The organism is Micromonospora zhanjiangensis, assembly GCF_042650605.1.
Taxonomy (GTDB): Bacteria; Actinomycetota; Actinomycetes; order Mycobacteriales; family Micromonosporaceae; genus Micromonospora_J; species Micromonospora_J zhanjiangensis.
The window spans coordinates 96711-111699 of record NZ_JBHSBN010000007.1 but is presented as its reverse complement, the minus strand read 5'-3'; the positions used below and the strand labels follow the sequence as shown (position 1 = coordinate 111699).

Here is a 14989-nt window from a genome sequence, read left to right as displayed (position 1 = left end):
GCCCGGCCGTCGGGCGCCGGGCGCCCGGGATCAGTCCAGCAGCTTGGTCAGTTCGGCGGCGGGGAAGGTGCCGGGCCGGATCCGGTCCCGGGCCGCGCGGCGGACCGCCTGTTGCACCGCCGCGTTGACCGGCGTCGGTACCCCGTGCAGCCGGCCCAGCAGCACGATCTCGCCGTTCAGGAAGTCGGCCTCGGCGGTGCCGGCGCCCCGGGCCAGGCTCTGCCAGGTGGAGCCGCCCGGACGGCTCCGGCCGGCCACCGGACGCAGTTGCACCCGGTCGCCCCGGTCGGCCTGCTCCTCGGCCTGCGAGGCGTACCCGATGCCGGCCGCCGTCAGCGCGGCCTCGCCCTCCGCCCGCAGCCGGGCCAGCAACTCGGCGTGCTCGGCCGCGGCCCGGCCGAGTAGCGCATCGACCCCGTTGCCGAGGTTGCTGAGCAGCTTGGCGTACTTCCAGCGCGGCACGTCGTCCCGGACCGGGCTGACGAACCCGGCGCCGGTCAGGTCGGCCGCGATCTGGCGGGCCGTGTCGTCGCTGCCGGTCGGGTAGCGCCCCAGGTGCAGCATGCCCGGGTGCGGGTGCCCCTCGGCGGCCACCAGACCGGGCTCCAGGAAGGTGGCCGGCAGCCAGACGCAGACCCCGTACACGTGCCGGAAGTAGCGCAGCGCGGTGCGTTCGTTGGCCACCCCGTTCTGGGCGGTCAGCAGCGGCAGCCGGTCGGCGGCCGTACCGCCGTCGCGGACCGGCACGTCCGCCCAGGCCCGCAGCGCGGCCTCGGTGTCCTGCGACTTGACGGTGAGCAGCAGCGCGGTGTCCGGCTCCAGGGTCAGGCCGGCCGGCCCGTCCAGCGCCACCGTCCGGGCCACGTACTCGCCGTCCGGCGAGTCCAGCGTCAGGCCCCGCTCCCGGATCGCCGCCAGGTGCGCGCCGCGGGCCACCAACGTCACGTCGTGGCCGGCCCGGTCCAGAAGCGCGCCGATGGTGCCGCCGACCGCGCCGGCGCCGATGATCACGTACCGCATGCTGGTCTCCTCGTCGATCCTTGCCGCCCTGGCCGGGGACCGGCCGGGTTCGGTCGTTCTACCCGGTACCGGACCGGTCCGCAGTCTGGTCGGCCCGGACGGCCGGCAGGCCGCCCTTCCCCGCCGGTCCAGACCGGACCGCCGCCCGGTGACGGGAGCCGGCGGCGTCCGGAGCTGCCTACCCCACGCCGGACCGGCCTGCCGCCCGGTTGCCGGGAGGTCGACCGGCGGTCGGGTCAGAAGATCGGTCGGCTTCCGTTCAGGAACGGGCCGGCGAGCAGGCCCGCCCCCACCACCAGAACGAACAGGTTGACCAGGCCGAACACGGCGACCCAGAGCAGCGCGGGCAGGTGGGTCACCCAGGCCAACTGGTCGGCGTCCGACTGCGGCATCCGCCCACCCCGCCGCATGCTCTGCAACTCACCGACCGGCCGGACCCCGCCGATCAACAGGAACCACACCCCGGCGTACGCGAACGCGGCCTGCACCTCCGGCGGCGCGAACCAGGAGACGCTGAACACCAGCCCGGCGGTGGCCCCCAGGGAGATCATCCCGTACGCGTTGCGGACCATCACCAACATCGCGACCAGCAGGGCGACCGCGATCCAGAGCAACAGGGTGATCCGGTTGCCGCCGAGCAGCCAGGCACCGGCCAACCCGATCAGCGACGGGGCGAGATAGCCGGCGAGCAGGGTGAACACCATCCCGGGCCCGGTCGGTCGGCCGGCCGACAGGGTGAGCCCGGAGGTGTCCGAGTGCAGCCTGATGCCCTGCAACCGCCGGCCGGTCAACACCGCCGCCAGGGCGTGCCCGCCCTCGTGCGCGATGGTGATGGCGTTCCGACCGACCCGCCAGGGCGTCCGGGTCAGCACCACCGTAAGGGCGATGACGCCGGTGACCAGGACCAGCCACGGCGGCGGATCGGGTTGCGCCCCGAAGACCTTGTCCCAGAGTTCACCGATCGAGGAGATCACAGCCAGCGAGCCTACCCGCGCCCCACCAACCGCCCCCATCCCTCTTCACACCCTCCGCACACCCGCCCGCCCACCCACGCCGCGCTGTTCGCCTGGCCAGTTGGCGCGGCCACGCGGCAACGGCGGAACGGGTGGTCTCCTCCGCGACGCCGGTGATCTCATCGCCTCGGCGCAGGCCGTGTCGGGACGCCAACGGCCATCCCGCCGCGACAACGCGCCAGTCCCGACGCTGCTCCGCCGCGCGGGCGGGCGGCCCGGGCAGGCTGGGTGCAGTTCTTGTCGTTCCAGCAACAAGAACGGTTCACAGCTTGGGGTGCCAGCCGGCCGCTTCGAGGGCGGCGCGGAGTTGGTCGGCGACCCGGGCGGGGTGACGGCGGACCTCGAACGCCGTGAACCGGAGAATCCGGTCGCCGGCGATCCAGATGTCGTTCTGCCGCCGTAGATCTGCGGCCCACTGCCGTACCTCCATGTGGTGGGCGCCGTCGATCTCCACGTGCAGTCGCCACCGACGCCATCGCGCGTCGAGATAACGGACCCGGCCGCTCGCGTCCACCCGGCGTTCCTGCAGGTCGGGAACGGGCAGCCGATGCCGGCGGCAGAGCCGTAGCAGATCGAGTTCGGACAGCGCCTCGGCACCACCGGCGAGATCCGCCACCGTCCGCAGCACCAGTCTGTGACGCGGCAGGCTCGGCATCCGGTCGGCCACCGCCCGGAGTTCGGCCGGGGTCACCCGGCGCTGCTGCCAACCGGCGGCGAGGACCGCCTGCGCCGTGTCGTCGTCGCGTGCCCATTGGGCCGCGTCGACCAGCGACCGGGCCATCGAGGTCCGGTCGGGGCGGCCTCGCTGCAGGTCGCAGTCGGGCAGGTGCCGGGTCCGGTGAACGCGGACGGCGGGCAGTCCGATCGGCAGCCGGCGCAGCAGGTCGGCCGCCCGCCGGTGGTACGGGACGAGCACGTCGATGGGTGCGTCCCGCCAGTTACCACGCAACCCTCCGGCACGGGCCGCCGCCAAGCCGGCCAGCACCGCGTCCGGACCCGCCGCCAGGACTGCCGCCCAGCGGTACTGGTCCTCGGTGAGAGGGCCGGTATGGCTGATCAGCAGACCGCGGCACAACCGGCGCCAACGACCGGTGCGTAACCGGTGCCGCACCTTGGCCGGGGTCAACTCGGTCGTGGCCTGCTGCCAGGTGAGCAACCCGGACTGCTCGAACAGCAACCAGTCCAGCGCGCTCGCGTCGTCCCGTGGAATCCGCATCCGGGCGATCCAACCCGCACCGCGCGGCCCGTGTTGTCGCCGCTCCGACCCTGTCGTCTCACCGACCGTGCGGCGACGGTCCCCGCCGCTGCGGTTCGTGCGCATCCGGTGTCGCTGCCGCAGCACTGGATGCGCACAAACCCACCCGCCTACCGCTGTCGGAGCGTGAAATAGCGGGCGCGGGATCGGCTATCACCCCGGCGGGGCGCGTGGCTGGTCCTGCGGCCGCTATTTCCTGTCGCTGCGACGCGTGTCGTCAGGTGCGGTTGTCGGTTGTTGGTTGCCGGTCAGGCTCGGCGTCGGGCGGTCACCGGAGTTCGGACCCGGGCGACCACCGGTACGCCGGTCGGGCTGGAAACCGCGTTCCGAGCGGGTACGCCACGCCGCATCAGCAGCCAGGCGCCCGTCGCGGCGACGGCGATGGTCACGACGCTCACGAGTGCGATCAACGTACCCATGCCGGCCAGGATCAGCAGCACGTCGCCGACGGCGACGAGCATCCACAGCGCAACACTCGGCTTGGTGGTCCGTCGTCGGAAGCTCATGTCGTACCTCCTTTCCCGTCGTGCGGAAAGCAGTACCCACAAGGTCGGGAGGTCAATCCTGTTGAGCGTCCGGTCAGCCGGCCCGGCTGGTGGCGGTCAGTCCTTACGGTCCGGGTCGAAGTTGGCCGTGAGCATGAGGAAGTTGTTCTCCTCCTTGCCCTTCCACTCCGACTCCGGAACCTCGTAGCGGATCCCGTAGGCGCGGTTCTTGGCCGTCACGACGCCCCGGTTCCGGACGTGGAAGTCGGCGCCGTTCTTGGTCTGCAGCCAGTCCCAGTCCGCGCAGGACTTGAAGTAGCCCGGCACCCGGTTGATGCTCAGGTACCGGTAGTTCTGCACCCCCGGCTGGAACTTGCGGGCCGGCTCCTGTTTGTGCCAGTCGTTGTAGGGGTCGCCGGCCGGGGTGGGGGTCCACTGGACCAGCAGGAGCCGGCCACCCGGACCGTTGAAAATCACTGTGTCCTGGCTGGCCACGCTTCGGGTCCAGCCGTTCGGTACCGGGATGGTGAAGGCGTTGAGGGAGTCCTTGTGCAGCGTCCAACCGGCCGGAACGGGCGGTTTGGCGGGGGCGGTCGGGCTCGGAGGCGGCGCCGGCGCCGCGCTGGTCGGGCCGGTCGACGGGGCGGCGGAGGTGGCCGGTGGCGCGGAGTTCGACGTGCCGGGGGTGTTACTCGGCTGGCCGGCGCCCGGCTTCGTACCGTCGTCCGAACCGGAGTTGACCAGCGGCACGATCACCAGCAGCGCGATCAGCAGCACCGCCGCGAGCGCGCCGATCAGCCACTTCTTGCGGTTGTCGCCGAGGGCGCGTTCCTTCAGCCCGGCCACGATCGGCGCCCGGCCGACCGCGGGCCCGGATGCCGCACCGGCCGGTGTACCCGCCACCGCCGGGCGGTCCGTCGGCCGGTTCGGTGCCGGGTCCGCGACGGACACCCGCGGATTGTCGACCCGGGTCGGCGCGTCCACCGGCGGCGCGGCCGACGTGACCCGTTCGCGGCCACGCTTCTTCTTCTTCGTCTGAGCGGGGATCTCGGCCTGCTCCGTCGCGCCAGCCGCCGAACCGCCACCCGCCGGACCGGCCGTCGTCGGACCGCCAGCCGTCGAACCGCCAGCCGCCGGACCGGCCGTCGTCGGACCGCCAGCCGTCGAACCGCCAGCCGCCGGACCGGCCGTCGTCGGACCGCCCGCTGTCGGACCCCCGGTCGGCTGCGCCTCGTCGCTCTCGTCGGCCGGCTCCGGTTCGCCGTCGTCCCGTCCGGTCGCGCCGGATGGCTGCCCGGTTTCGCCCGACCGCTGCCCGGACTCGGCGGACGGGTCGACCTTCTGGGTCGGGTCGGCGCTCGCACCCTCGCCCGCCCCCGCGACCACCGCGCCGACGGCGACCGCTCCGGTGACCGCGATGGATTCATCGGCAGCCGATTCGTCGGTTACGGCCGTTGACGTGCCCGATCCGGCGGACCTACCGGACGCGGTCGACGCGCCCGGTCCGGCCACGTCGTCGGGGCCGGCGAGATCGCCGGTCTGCTCGGGGCCACCACGTCCGGCGGCACCGGAGCCATGGCCACCGGCGACGGCACCGGAGGCGGAGACGCCGGACCCGGCCGCGTCGGCCGCACCGGCGGCGTCAGATGTGCCCGGCGCGTCGGCCGGCGCGGCGGCAGCCACGTCGGATGCGCCGACCGAAGGAGAGGCAGCCGCGCCGGATGTGCCGGGCGCGCCGACCGAAGGAGAGACCGGCGCGGAGGCGGCGGTGTTGTCCGGGGCACCGGATCCGGTGGCGGCTTCGGACCTGGTGCCGGCCTGCCGCGTACCGGATCGGTCACTCGGGCCGGCGGCGGTCGCGCGGTCCCCCGTACCCGATGGGTCGGAGGTCGTCGGCGGGATGACCTCGGTGGCCGGCGCGGCGGCCTCGGCGGGCCGGTCGCCCGGCTTCTCCGACGTGCCGCGACCGCCGCGCTGCGACGGCACGGCGGGCGCGCCGCCGACCGGCGGCGGCGTCGGGGTGGTGATGACCCGGGTACGCGGCTCGCGCGGGCCGTTCGGCCCGGGCCGTCGTACGCCGTCGAGCAGCGAGATGCCCGGGCGGGTCCGCTTGTGCACGATGCGACGGAGCTGGCGTTCCGCCTCGGCGGCGGTCATCCGCTGGGTGGGGTCCTTGCGCAACAGCCCGGCGAGCAGGCCCTTCAGCGGGCCGGCGTTGCGCGGCGGCGGGGGCGGCTCGGTGGCCAGCGCGGCCAGGGTGGCGATGGCCGACTGGCGGGCGTAGGGCGACTGGCCCTCCACCGCGGCGTAGAGAGTCGCGCCGAGCGACCACATGTCCCCCTGCGGCCCGGCGGTGCCGTCCTTGGCCCGCTCCGGCGCGATGTACGCGGGCGAGCCGAGCACCAGGCCGGTGCGCGTCACGTTCGGGTCGCCCGGCACGGTGGCCAGGCCGAAGTCGGTGAGCACCACCCGACCGTCGGTGCCGATCAGCACGTTGCCGGGCTTGACGTCCCGGTGCATCACGCCGTTGCGGTGCGCGGCCTGCAACGCGCCCAGCACGCCCAGGCCGATCTCGGCGGCGCGTTGCGGCGGCACCGGCCCGTCGGACTGGATGACGTCGTGCAGCGACCGGGACGCGACGTACTCCATCACGATCCACGGGTCGCCGTCGGTGCGCAGCACGTCGAAGACGCGGACCACGTTGATGTGGTTCAGCCGGGCGATGGCGCGGGCCTCGCGCAGCGAACGTTCCCGCATCTCCCGGCGCTCGTCCTCGGTGAGGCCGGGCGGCGGCACCAGTTCCTTGATGGCGACGTCCCGGTGCAGCACCTCGTCGCGGGCCTTCCACACGCGACCCATGCCGCCCTGACCGAGCGGCTCAAGTAGCCGATATCGGTCAGCAACGAGGCGGGAATACGCGTCGGACATCCGGAGAACGGTACCCGGCGGACGGTGCGGTCACACCAGCGGCACGCCACTATGGGACGGACACTGGTGAGGCGGCCGCCGACGAGGCCGTACGCTGGGCCCATGGCTGAGCAGGAACCGGTGTTCCGGGTGGTCCGGGGCACCCCCACCGCCGAGGAACTGGCCGCGCTGGTCGGCGCCATCATGACCCGTACCCGACCGACCGCCGGACCGGCCCGCCGGACCACCACGTCCGCCTGGACCCGCAGCGCCCGACCGGGCGTTTCTTACGGGTACGGGATGAGCGCTCGCCCCGGTCCGGACGGCTGGCGGTTCTCCGCGCTCCCCCGCTGAAGCTCCTCCCCTGGTTCCTCCCCTGCAGCTCCCCCTGGTTCCTCCCCTGGCGACACCCCGGCCGGGGCTGCCGACACTGGCAGTAACCGACTAACCTCGTTCTGGGCATGAGGCTGGTCCTGGGGAGGCACCGTGATACCTGAGGAAGACCTTCCACCGGCGTGGCTGCGGGACTACGGCGACATCGAGGCCGACATCGGCCGGATGGAGGAACTCGCCGCCAAGCTGGACGCCGAGGTGCGCGGCAACTACGTGCCGCACCTGGACCTGGTCGACGCGGCGATGACCACGCCGCTGCCCCAGCCACGCGCCGACTTCCCCGAACTCGTCTCGTTCATGCAGGCCCACAACGACGCCCAGCAGCTCACCAGCGTCAACGCCCACGTCTACCGGGACGCCACCGGCGGCTTCGCGTACGCCGCGCAGAAGGTCAGCAGGCACTATCGCGGGTCGGACGCCTTCGCCGCGGCCCGCGCGGCCGACGTGCGGGACGCGCTCGACGAGACCGCGGTCGCCCGGGTGCCCGGGCCGGGCGCACCCGACACGTCGGGTTCCTTCCCCACCCCCACACCACCGGACACCGCAGGGAACGTCTGATGGAACTCAACGACGGCGGCAGCTCGGGCATCACCGACTGGTCCCGGCAGACCGTGCCGCAGATGTGGGAGAAGCTGGCCGACCAGCACACCGACGACCACTGGAAGGTCGCCGACGGCTGGAAGAAGACCTGCGACCTGACCTCGTACCACCTGTCCCGCGTCCAGCAGTACCGGGACAGCCTCGCCGCCGCCTGGCCACCCGGCAAGAGCCAGGCCGCCGCCGAGTACGTGAACCGGCTCGACTTCCTGATCCAGAGCCTGCGCGGCACCCACGAGGTGGCCAGCGCCAACTACACGACGTTCTCGGCGGCCACGACGGCGATCAGCGCGACCCGGAGCAAGCTGGAGAAGCTGCATCAGGAGTACGTCGCGAAGGCGGGCGAGAAGCAGAAGTACGACGAGCGGCAGGCGTCGCTGAAGCAGGCCGGGTTCGACGGGGTGCACGGCCGGCCGCCGGTGACCGACGCGGAGCTGGAAGCCCTGAACGCCAAGGCCCGCACCATGATGTACGGCCTGAGCACCGAACTCGTCCAGGCCCAGGTCCAGATCCAACGACCACCGGTATACAGGTCACCTGGGAACAGAGCGCCTGACGATCCGAGTCAGCCAGGCGGCGGTTCCGCTCCGGTTATCCCTCCGATCGTTCCTGTCCCCGTCGACACTTCTGGCGGCTTGCAGGAGCGAGCATCAGAGAGCGGCCGTGCTCCAGTCCCGACCCCTCGCGCGCCGAGTCCTGGTTCAGTGATCGGTGGTAACGGCCCAATATTGGGGAGCGCTGGCACACAAGCCACGCATCTCCCAGCCGCCCCGGTACCGGCGATTCCTGCCCCCTCGCCGATCGGTGGTCCGACCAATTTCTCGGCAGGTTTTCCACCCCAGTCAGCGTTGCCAGGCGCGCCAGGTAGGCCGCTAGCCAATCGGCCAATTGGTCCCACGGGAGGACTTCCGCTCAGCGACCGACTGAATGGAGCTACCAGATTTCCCATTGGAGAAGCGCCTGTAGCGTCGCGACCCTTACCGCCTGGCGGATTGATCGGAGGTGGTCCGGGGTTAGGACAGCCCGGAGGCGCTGCGACGCAGCCACGAAGAATCAATCCGGTCGGCGGCGTGATCGGCGGCGGCACAGGTAGCACCCCAGTAGGCAGCACAAGCCATCGACCGAGCCAGGGGGCACGCAAGGACTCTATAAGTTCGAGGGGCCATGCATGGAACAGGGTTTCGCCAGAAAAATCTATTGATAAAGAGAAAACCCGGGTAGGAAAACCCTGGGACCCAGACAATCCCTGGGAGGTTGAGGAAGGGGTTCCCCCAGTACTTCTTCCACCAGAGGCACCTGGACCCATCGATCCCGGGCCGGCAATCGGGTTGGACAGGTGAAACACCGATCAACGGCCAGAGCCATCGCGGCTCTCCTCATCCCAGCCGTTACGGCAATGCCTGTATCGCCTGCGCAGGCAAGCCGAGCCTGCGAAAGCCCGTGGCATTTGTCACACCTAAAAGTTACTGAGGCACATAGGATCAGCAAGGGTGGTGGATCCACCGTCGCCGTTATTGATACTGGCGTCGACCCCCACTCGGACCTGCAGGGAAGGCTGCTGCCAGGCACAGAGACATTTCCGAATGGAACCGGCGACGGTCGTCGCGATATTGATGGCCACGGTACCGCCATGGCAGGGCTTGTCTCTGGCATAGCACCTGAAGCCAAGATCCTGCCCGTGAGGTACACCGAAAAAAAGCAAACCAGCGATCCATCGTCACTATCAAAGGCAGTCGAATGGGCAACAGTCCGGAAGGTTAGGGTAATAAATCTCTCACTAGGTGGAGGATTAGGCCCCAATGACCTCTCGGCGATTCGAGCAGCATTAGCCGCAGACATAGTGATTGTCGCAGCAGCCGGAAATCGACCACAGGATTACGGAGTCACATATCCAGCCGCCTTGGATGGGGTCGTTGCGACAGGAGCCACCGATCAGTCCGGAGAGCGAGCAGCTATATCAGTCAGCGGTAAGCAGATTGTGATTGTCGCCCCGGGCGCAAACATCTGCAGCACCGATATAGGTGGCAAATACCGCACGAGCAGCGGCACGTCCGACTCCACCGCCATTGTTTCAGGAGCGGTGGCGCTGATTCGGAGCAAGTATCCGAACTTGTCGGCAAAAGAAGTGGTCCACCGGCTCACGGCGACCGCCACGGACAAGGGTTCGCCCGGCCGCGACCCCGAGTACGGCTACGGGGAACTCAACCTGATAGCCGCGCTGACGGCGGACGTACCGCCGTTGGAGCCATCGGCGAGCGTGAGCGCGTCGATCAACCCGAGCCCGCCGACGTCCGCGATCACCGCACCCCCTGAGAAGCGGTCGAACAACACCACCCTCACGCTGGTGATGATCGCCGTCGCGGCTCTACTCGTCGTCGGGCTCGTGGTCGCCGTACTGCTACCTCGCCTCCGGAGGCGGCCGGACGCTCGCTGACCGCGTTCCGCGCTCCGGCCGGTCTCCTACTCAGCAGTTGGAGCGTCCGACCCCCGCAGCATTTGTCAGCCGGCCTCACCTTCGAGTTCGGCGCGACGGCGAGCTGCGTACCTGCGGATGTCAGCGGTCGACCAGACTCGACCGACAGTGAGATGCGCGATCGGCGCTGGGAAGTCCGGGCGCTCGGCGAGAGTGCTGGCGCGCTGGCGAGAGATGCCGAGAAACGCCGCGATCTCGGCCATCGCCATGACCTCTTCTGCCACCTTTCAGACCATCCGGCCGCAGGTATTTATGTGTCACTCGCCTTCGTCGGGTTCGTCGATCGGAAGTGGACGGCCGCGCTTCGCCGCCCAGGCTCGGATGTCATCAGCCAGCCAGATCCGACCGACCGCCAAAGTGGCGACTGGTTGCGGCCAATCATGATGACGGGCGGCTAGCTGCGAGACGCGCTGCCGAGACACATTGAGGTACTGCCCGATCTCCTGCGCGGCCCACAGCTCCAACTCCATCTTTGGGACACTCCGGATACCGAAAACTTTCGCATGCCTAGGGGGGCTTGACGCTTGCCTATCAACTGGGCAACATGGCGGTATGCCCATACGCCGTACAGCGAAACCTGTGCCGCTTGCGCCGCGGCATCGTCGGAACTGGGCCCGGTGGGGGCGGTGGTGCGTCTGCGGCTTCCGCTGGAAGACCTGCCCGGACCGGCTGGCCGCCGTGCCCACCGAGCCGCGCGACTACCGGCCAGCCTGGGCCAACCGTCCCGCCTGGCCGACCAACCGCTCCCCCGAGCGCAACCAGGCCGCCGTCTGGCGCCGGGACGGTGAGCGGCAATGAACCTGCCGTACGCCCTCCGGGCGCACACGCCGATCCGGCCGCTCTGGATCTGCCGCGCCTGCGCCGGACCGTGGCCGTGCGCCCACGCCCGCCTGACCCTCAAGGGCGAGTACGAGAACGACCGCCCAGGGCTCAGCGTCTACATGACGACAGTGCTGCACGAGGCGGTGGCCGACCTGTACCGACTCGACCCGTCCGAGCTTGACACGACCGCCATGTTCACCCGGTTCGTCGGCTGGACCAGATGCACCGCCTTTGGAACGTATCTGCCTCCGCCTGACCCCAGCACTACAGAGAAACGCCAACCACCCCCGGTGAATCGCTAGTCGTTTGCGTCGGCGCCGAAAAGTTTGTTGCGTTCCCTGCGCAGAGGTTCGACTTGATCGGGTGGTGAATCGGTCCATTTCGTCCCAACCTCGACCAGCCAGAGCGCCAACCACATGACTCCCTTGGCGGCCTGTTCACACAGCCACCCCAAGCCGTCGCCGAGCGCGCCGGTGATCCCAAGGGTAGCCATGTAGACCATGTCGAACGTTGCCCGCAGCGCCGCCCAGATCATGGTCAGACGACCGGTCTGCCCCCGGCCGCCGGAGCGGATCAGCACCACGAGCAGAACGATCACCGCGACGCAGGCAGCGACCACGGCAAGGGCCTTGCCTATCCACTGGAGGATGGCCCCGATCGCGTACAACAGCAACGCCACCAACATGAGCAGGGCCGCGACAACCGCCAGAATGATCGCGCCGATCCATCCCAGCACGAGCAGGATCCAGTCCAGCGCGTTGCGGCCGGAATCACCAGCATGGCCGGCCCAGGCGACGTCGGCGCGGACCTGCGCAAGATCCGCGTAGACAGCGTCAATCTCGTCTGCGATTTCGCGGTAGTAGCGTAGGGACGCCTTGACCGCTTCGAAATCGCCGTCGACTTGCCGCAAGGGTTCAAGGATGTCGGGAAGTTTCGCTCCGACGAGCCTCTCGACCCGTCGCACGTCGGACATGTCGATGTCGTACTTAGCCTCGACGTTAGTCACTGCAACGGACCCATCCGGCTGGTGGCGTTGCTGTCAGCCTGTTCGTAAGCGGCGGCCGCCGCCCGGAAGTTGTTACCGGTACGAGCAAGCATCTGTGCTGCCTGGGTGAGGGCCTGGGTAAAGACCGGCCTGGCGTCCTGCCAAATCTGCCCGGCCCGCTGGCCCTGCGGATGTTGCGGGAACACCAACGAGGTCGGACTTGTCTCGCCGTCGGTTGACCTACGGCCGAGGCTCTCGACCCGAGTCGTCAAATCTTCGATCTGCACCGCGACTCTGCGCAGGTGGTTCGGATCGACGTCGAAGCCGTTGCTCATCGGACTCCTCCAAGATGACGGGCGGCAACCAACAGGCCTGAGGCGATGCCGAGACACATCCCCGCGCCAACAAGCACGTCGACGGCGGTACTGATGTGCTCGCGCACCCCGATCACGGTGACCAGAATGGCGAGCACCCCACCGACGGCACCGGCCGTCCCAATGGCGAGCATCGTCAAGCCGACGTAACGAAGCATTCGACCGATGTCGGGTTTAGTCACGAGGTCCACTATGCATCGACGCCACCACATACCGTGGGAGGGCGCACGAAGTGACGAAGGGATACGCATGGAGCAGCAGGAACCGTTGATAGATGCGCTCGATCGACTCACCGGTGTCGGCCGTTCCGAGGACGGTCTGGTCCTGGCGCGGGTGGACGCCGCCGGTTTGCCCACTGAGATTCACATCGAGCCGGCCGGAATGCGGATGTCGAGCGGAACACTGGGCACATCGATCATCGCCGCGATCCGCGCCGCCCATGAAGACCTGCAGGCTCAGGCCTCCGCTGCGGTGCGGGCGCAGGTCGACCAAAGCGGCTCGACGTTCGGCGTGGGGTCGATTGAGGCGTCCAGGGCCGACCTCGCTCGACAGGTCGAGCAGGTCACCGAGGAGGCTCGCGCGATCCATGCCCACCTGCTGGATCGGCTTGACCGCATGTAGCGTTCGCAGGCCGTCGAGCCTCAGCCGGGCGGGTAGAGCGCGGCCAGGCCGCGGGCCGTTTCGGCGATCCGGGCCCGCAGCGGTGCCGGCGACAGTACCTCCACCTCCGCGCCCAGTCGCAGGAAGTCGCCGTGCGCGTGGGTCAGCGACTCGATCGGTACCCGGGCGGTGACCCAACCGTCGGCGTCCGGCGCCTCGGCGGTGTCGTCCACCGCCCGTACCACCGGGTCCGCGGCCACCTCGCGCAGCCGGCGGCGGCCGGCGGGCGAGAGGCGGATGCGGGCCTCGTCCTGGTGCAGGCGGGTCCGGAAGTCGCGGACGTGAGCGTGCCACCAGCCGGCCAGGTCGAAGTCCGCCGGCCGGTCGAAGCATTCGTCGGTGGCGGTCAGGGCCAGGACCTGGTTGATCCGGTACGTCGCGGGGCCGGGCCGACTCCCACCGACGGTACGGGCGACGGCGTACCAGCGGCCGCCCTTGAGCACCAGCCCGTACGGCTCCAGGGTGCGCTCGGCGTCGCCGCGCCAGCTGCGGTAGCGGACCCGGATGCGGCGCTGCTCCCAGACCGCGTCGGCGGTGGCCGCCAGGTGCGGGGACGGATCGCCGTCGGAATACCAGCCGGGGGCGTCGAGGTGGAAGCGTTCCTGCACCCGGGCGGCCCGGTCGGCCAACTCGGCCGGGAGTGCGGCGCTGAGCTTGAGTTTGAGAGTGGCCAGCACCGCGCCGTAGCCCAGCTCGGCGGCCGGACCGGGCAGACCGGCCAGGAAGAGGCTGCCGGCCTCGGCCTCGGTGAGCCCGGTCAGTCGGGTCCGCCACCCGTCGACCAGTTGGTAGCCGCCGGCGTGGCCGGCCTCGCCGTACAGCGGGATGCCGGCGGCGTGCAGTGACTCGACGTCCCGGTAGACGGTGCGGACGGAGACCTCCAGCTCGGCGGCGAGCTGGGCGGCGGTCAGCCGACCCCGGGCCTGCAGCAGCAGGAGGATGGAAAGAAGTCGACTGGCCCGCACTCCACTGACGGTACCTGTCAGTGAAGGCTGCCTACCGTACCGGCATGGCATTCCACGACAAGGAACTGCGCGTCCTGCCGCCGATCACGGTCGACGGTCGGCGGGTCAAGCGCTACCACATCGACCAACCCACCCGCCCCCTCGAACCCGAGGTGGAAAAGGCCGCCTACGACATCCTCCCCGCCCTCCTCCCGGAGGGGGACGAGGGGACGCCGGCGGCCAGTTGGGTGGTGGTGCATCGGGGGGCGGACACGGGGGCCTATCTGCTCGCGTACAGCTGGTTCTGGGGGAACGTGGTGCGGGTGCGGACCATGGTGTCCGGGCAGCCGGTGCTCGGCTGCCCGGACACCGACCCGAGCCGGTTCGTCCCGCTGGACCGGCAGATCGTCGGCTGCGTCTGGGAGTTGGGCGTCTTCGAGCACGAGCGGGGCGCGTGGATCCGGCACGTCCTCGACCCGGACGAACCGGACCTGGACGGTTGGCTGGCCGACACCCGGGCCGACGGGCCGGTGGGCCGCTGATGGGCGACTTCGACTTCTTCACCGGCACCTGGGACGTAATCAACCGGCAGTTGCGGCAGCGGCACGTCGGCAGCGACGACTGGGACGAGTTCCCCGGCGTCACCGTGGCCCGGACGTTCTTCGGCGGGGTCGGCAGCTTCGACGAGATCAGCTTCCCGACGAAGGGCTTCTCCGGCGCCACCGTCCGGATCTTCGACGCCGACCGGCAGGAGTGGTCGATCTACTGGCTGAACAGCCGGTACGGCCAACTGTTCCTGCCCCCGGTGGTGGGCCGGTGGACCGACGGCGTCGGCACCTTCCTCGCCGACGACACCGACGACGGTCGCCCGGTCCGTTGCCGGTTCCGGTGGACCCGGCCCGCCGCGGGCACGGCCCGCTGGGAGCAGGCCTTCTCCACCGACGGGGAACGGACCTGGGAGACCAACTGGACCATGGACTTCACCCGCCGTCCGTGACCCATCCGGTACGGCGTCCACGCCCCCATCGGTAACCGGCTCGGAGTCTTGGACAGGTGGCGTT

20 protein-coding genes and 1 pseudogene are annotated in these 14989 nt (G+C 70.2%); 9 read left to right on the top strand and 12 right to left on the bottom strand.

Annotated features, from left to right (window positions below; genetic code table 11):
- Positions 1 to 30: 30 nt before the first annotated feature.
- The 6 genes and pseudogenes from ACFOX0_RS12810 to ACFOX0_RS12785 all read right to left on the bottom strand — a co-directional run.
- On the bottom strand, positions 31 to 1020 hold the full coding sequence (locus ACFOX0_RS12810; protein ID WP_377545079.1) for a ketopantoate reductase family protein: 990 nt from the start codon (positions 1018 to 1020) through the stop codon (positions 31 to 33).
- Between the two features lie 236 nt (positions 1021 to 1256).
- Positions 1257 to 2033 carry a M50 family metallopeptidase gene (locus ACFOX0_RS12805; protein WP_377545078.1) on the bottom strand — a complete coding sequence of 259 codons (777 nt, stop codon included), beginning with the start codon at positions 2031 to 2033 and terminating at the stop codon, positions 1257 to 1259.
- Positions 2034 to 2295: 262 nt separating this feature from the next.
- Entirely contained in the window at positions 2296 to 3249 is a 954-nt protein-coding gene (locus ACFOX0_RS12800; protein WP_377545076.1) for an endonuclease domain-containing protein, read from the bottom strand.
- 287 nt (positions 3250 to 3536) lie between these two features.
- A complete protein-coding gene (locus tag ACFOX0_RS12795) occupies positions 3537 to 3794 on the bottom strand; it encodes a hypothetical protein (protein WP_377545074.1) in 258 nt (85 codons plus the stop codon).
- Positions 3795 to 3890: 96 nt separating this feature from the next.
- Positions 3891 to 5159 (bottom strand): hypothetical protein, encoded by a 1269-nt coding sequence (locus ACFOX0_RS12790; protein ID WP_377545072.1) that lies wholly within the window; start codon positions 5157 to 5159, stop codon positions 3891 to 3893.
- Positions 5160 to 5281: 122 nt separating this feature from the next.
- Positions 5282 to 6701: pseudogene (locus tag ACFOX0_RS12785) on the bottom strand (protein kinase domain-containing protein); the annotation flags it as partial.
- A gap of 102 nt (positions 6702 to 6803) precedes the next feature.
- On the opposite strand from ACFOX0_RS12785, the gene ACFOX0_RS12780 reads away from it, so the two are divergent.
- The 4 genes from ACFOX0_RS12780 to ACFOX0_RS12765 all read left to right on the top strand — a co-directional run bounded on the left by ACFOX0_RS12780 (position 6804) and on the right by ACFOX0_RS12765 (position 10104).
- Positions 6804 to 7034: an acyl-CoA carboxylase subunit epsilon gene (locus ACFOX0_RS12780; protein ID WP_377545070.1), complete on the top strand. Its 231-nt coding sequence runs from the start codon at positions 6804 to 6806 to the stop codon at positions 7032 to 7034.
- 132 nt (positions 7035 to 7166) lie between these two features.
- Positions 7167 to 7631 carry a hypothetical protein gene (locus tag ACFOX0_RS12775; RefSeq protein WP_377545068.1) on the top strand — a complete coding sequence of 155 codons (465 nt, stop codon included), beginning with the start codon at positions 7167 to 7169 and terminating at the stop codon, positions 7629 to 7631.
- Entirely contained in the window at positions 7631 to 9010 is a 1380-nt protein-coding gene (locus tag ACFOX0_RS12770) for a hypothetical protein (RefSeq protein WP_377545066.1), read from the top strand. The genes ACFOX0_RS12775 and ACFOX0_RS12770 overlap by 1 nt, the downstream gene beginning before the upstream one ends.
- Positions 9011 to 9117: 107 nt before the next feature.
- Positions 9118 to 10104: a S8 family serine peptidase gene (locus ACFOX0_RS12765; protein ID WP_377545448.1), complete on the top strand. Its 987-nt coding sequence runs from the start codon at positions 9118 to 9120 to the stop codon at positions 10102 to 10104.
- A 65-nt stretch (positions 10105 to 10169) separates the two neighbouring features.
- Here the strand turns inward: ACFOX0_RS12765 and ACFOX0_RS12760 are convergent, their stop codons facing one another.
- Positions 10170 to 10367: a DNA-binding protein gene (locus ACFOX0_RS12760; RefSeq protein WP_377545064.1), complete on the bottom strand. Its 198-nt coding sequence runs from the start codon at positions 10365 to 10367 to the stop codon at positions 10170 to 10172.
- A 33-nt stretch (positions 10368 to 10400) separates the two neighbouring features.
- Positions 10401 to 10613 carry a DNA-binding protein gene (locus ACFOX0_RS12755; RefSeq protein ID WP_377545062.1) on the bottom strand — a complete coding sequence of 71 codons (213 nt, stop codon included), beginning with the start codon at positions 10611 to 10613 and terminating at the stop codon, positions 10401 to 10403.
- Positions 10614 to 10722: 109 nt separating this feature from the next.
- Between ACFOX0_RS12755 and ACFOX0_RS12750 the strand changes: the two genes are divergently transcribed.
- Positions 10723 to 10941 (top strand): hypothetical protein, encoded by a 219-nt coding sequence (locus tag ACFOX0_RS12750; protein ID WP_377545060.1) that lies wholly within the window; start codon positions 10723 to 10725, stop codon positions 10939 to 10941.
- Positions 10938 to 11267: a hypothetical protein gene (locus tag ACFOX0_RS12745; RefSeq protein WP_377545058.1), complete on the top strand. Its 330-nt coding sequence runs from the start codon at positions 10938 to 10940 to the stop codon at positions 11265 to 11267. Before ACFOX0_RS12750 ends, ACFOX0_RS12745 begins: the two co-directional genes overlap by 4 nt.
- On the opposite strand, the gene ACFOX0_RS12740 is transcribed toward ACFOX0_RS12745, so the two are convergent.
- Genes ACFOX0_RS12740 through ACFOX0_RS12730 form a run of 3 tightly spaced genes read right to left on the bottom strand, consistent with a single transcriptional unit; the run spans position 11264 to position 12506 of the window.
- The gene (locus ACFOX0_RS12740; protein ID WP_377545056.1) at positions 11264 to 11971 is read right to left on the bottom strand and encodes a hypothetical protein; all 708 of its coding nucleotides are present in this window, start codon (positions 11969 to 11971) and stop codon (positions 11264 to 11266) included. The two genes, ACFOX0_RS12745 and ACFOX0_RS12740, sit on opposite strands and share 4 nt — an antisense overlap.
- The gene (locus ACFOX0_RS12735; protein WP_377545054.1) at positions 11968 to 12285 is read right to left on the bottom strand and encodes a type VII secretion target; all 318 of its coding nucleotides are present in this window, start codon (positions 12283 to 12285) and stop codon (positions 11968 to 11970) included. Before ACFOX0_RS12735 ends, ACFOX0_RS12740 begins: the two co-directional genes overlap by 4 nt.
- On the bottom strand, positions 12282 to 12506 hold the full coding sequence (locus ACFOX0_RS12730; RefSeq protein WP_377545052.1) for a hypothetical protein: 225 nt from the start codon (positions 12504 to 12506) through the stop codon (positions 12282 to 12284). The genes ACFOX0_RS12735 and ACFOX0_RS12730 overlap by 4 nt, the downstream gene beginning before the upstream one ends.
- A gap of 67 nt (positions 12507 to 12573) precedes the next feature.
- Between ACFOX0_RS12730 and ACFOX0_RS12725 the strand changes: the two genes are divergently transcribed.
- Positions 12574 to 12945, top strand: a complete 372-nt coding sequence (locus ACFOX0_RS12725; protein ID WP_377545050.1) for a YbaB/EbfC family nucleoid-associated protein — start codon at positions 12574 to 12576, stop codon at positions 12943 to 12945.
- Positions 12946 to 12965: 20 nt separating this feature from the next.
- Here ACFOX0_RS12725 and ACFOX0_RS12720 read toward each other — a convergent pair whose 3' ends face one another.
- Positions 12966 to 13949 carry a helix-turn-helix transcriptional regulator gene (locus ACFOX0_RS12720; RefSeq protein WP_377545048.1) on the bottom strand — a complete coding sequence of 328 codons (984 nt, stop codon included), beginning with the start codon at positions 13947 to 13949 and terminating at the stop codon, positions 12966 to 12968.
- A 44-nt stretch (positions 13950 to 13993) separates the two neighbouring features.
- Here ACFOX0_RS12720 and ACFOX0_RS12715 point away from each other — a divergent pair, with 44 nt between their 5' ends.
- Both ACFOX0_RS12715 and ACFOX0_RS12710 read left to right on the top strand, forming a co-directional pair.
- A complete protein-coding gene (locus ACFOX0_RS12715; protein ID WP_377545046.1) occupies positions 13994 to 14470 on the top strand; it encodes a hypothetical protein in 477 nt (158 codons plus the stop codon).
- Positions 14470 to 14925 carry a hypothetical protein gene (locus ACFOX0_RS12710; protein WP_377545044.1) on the top strand — a complete coding sequence of 152 codons (456 nt, stop codon included), beginning with the start codon at positions 14470 to 14472 and terminating at the stop codon, positions 14923 to 14925. Before ACFOX0_RS12715 ends, ACFOX0_RS12710 begins: the two co-directional genes overlap by 1 nt.
- Positions 14926 to 14989 lie beyond the last annotated feature (64 nt).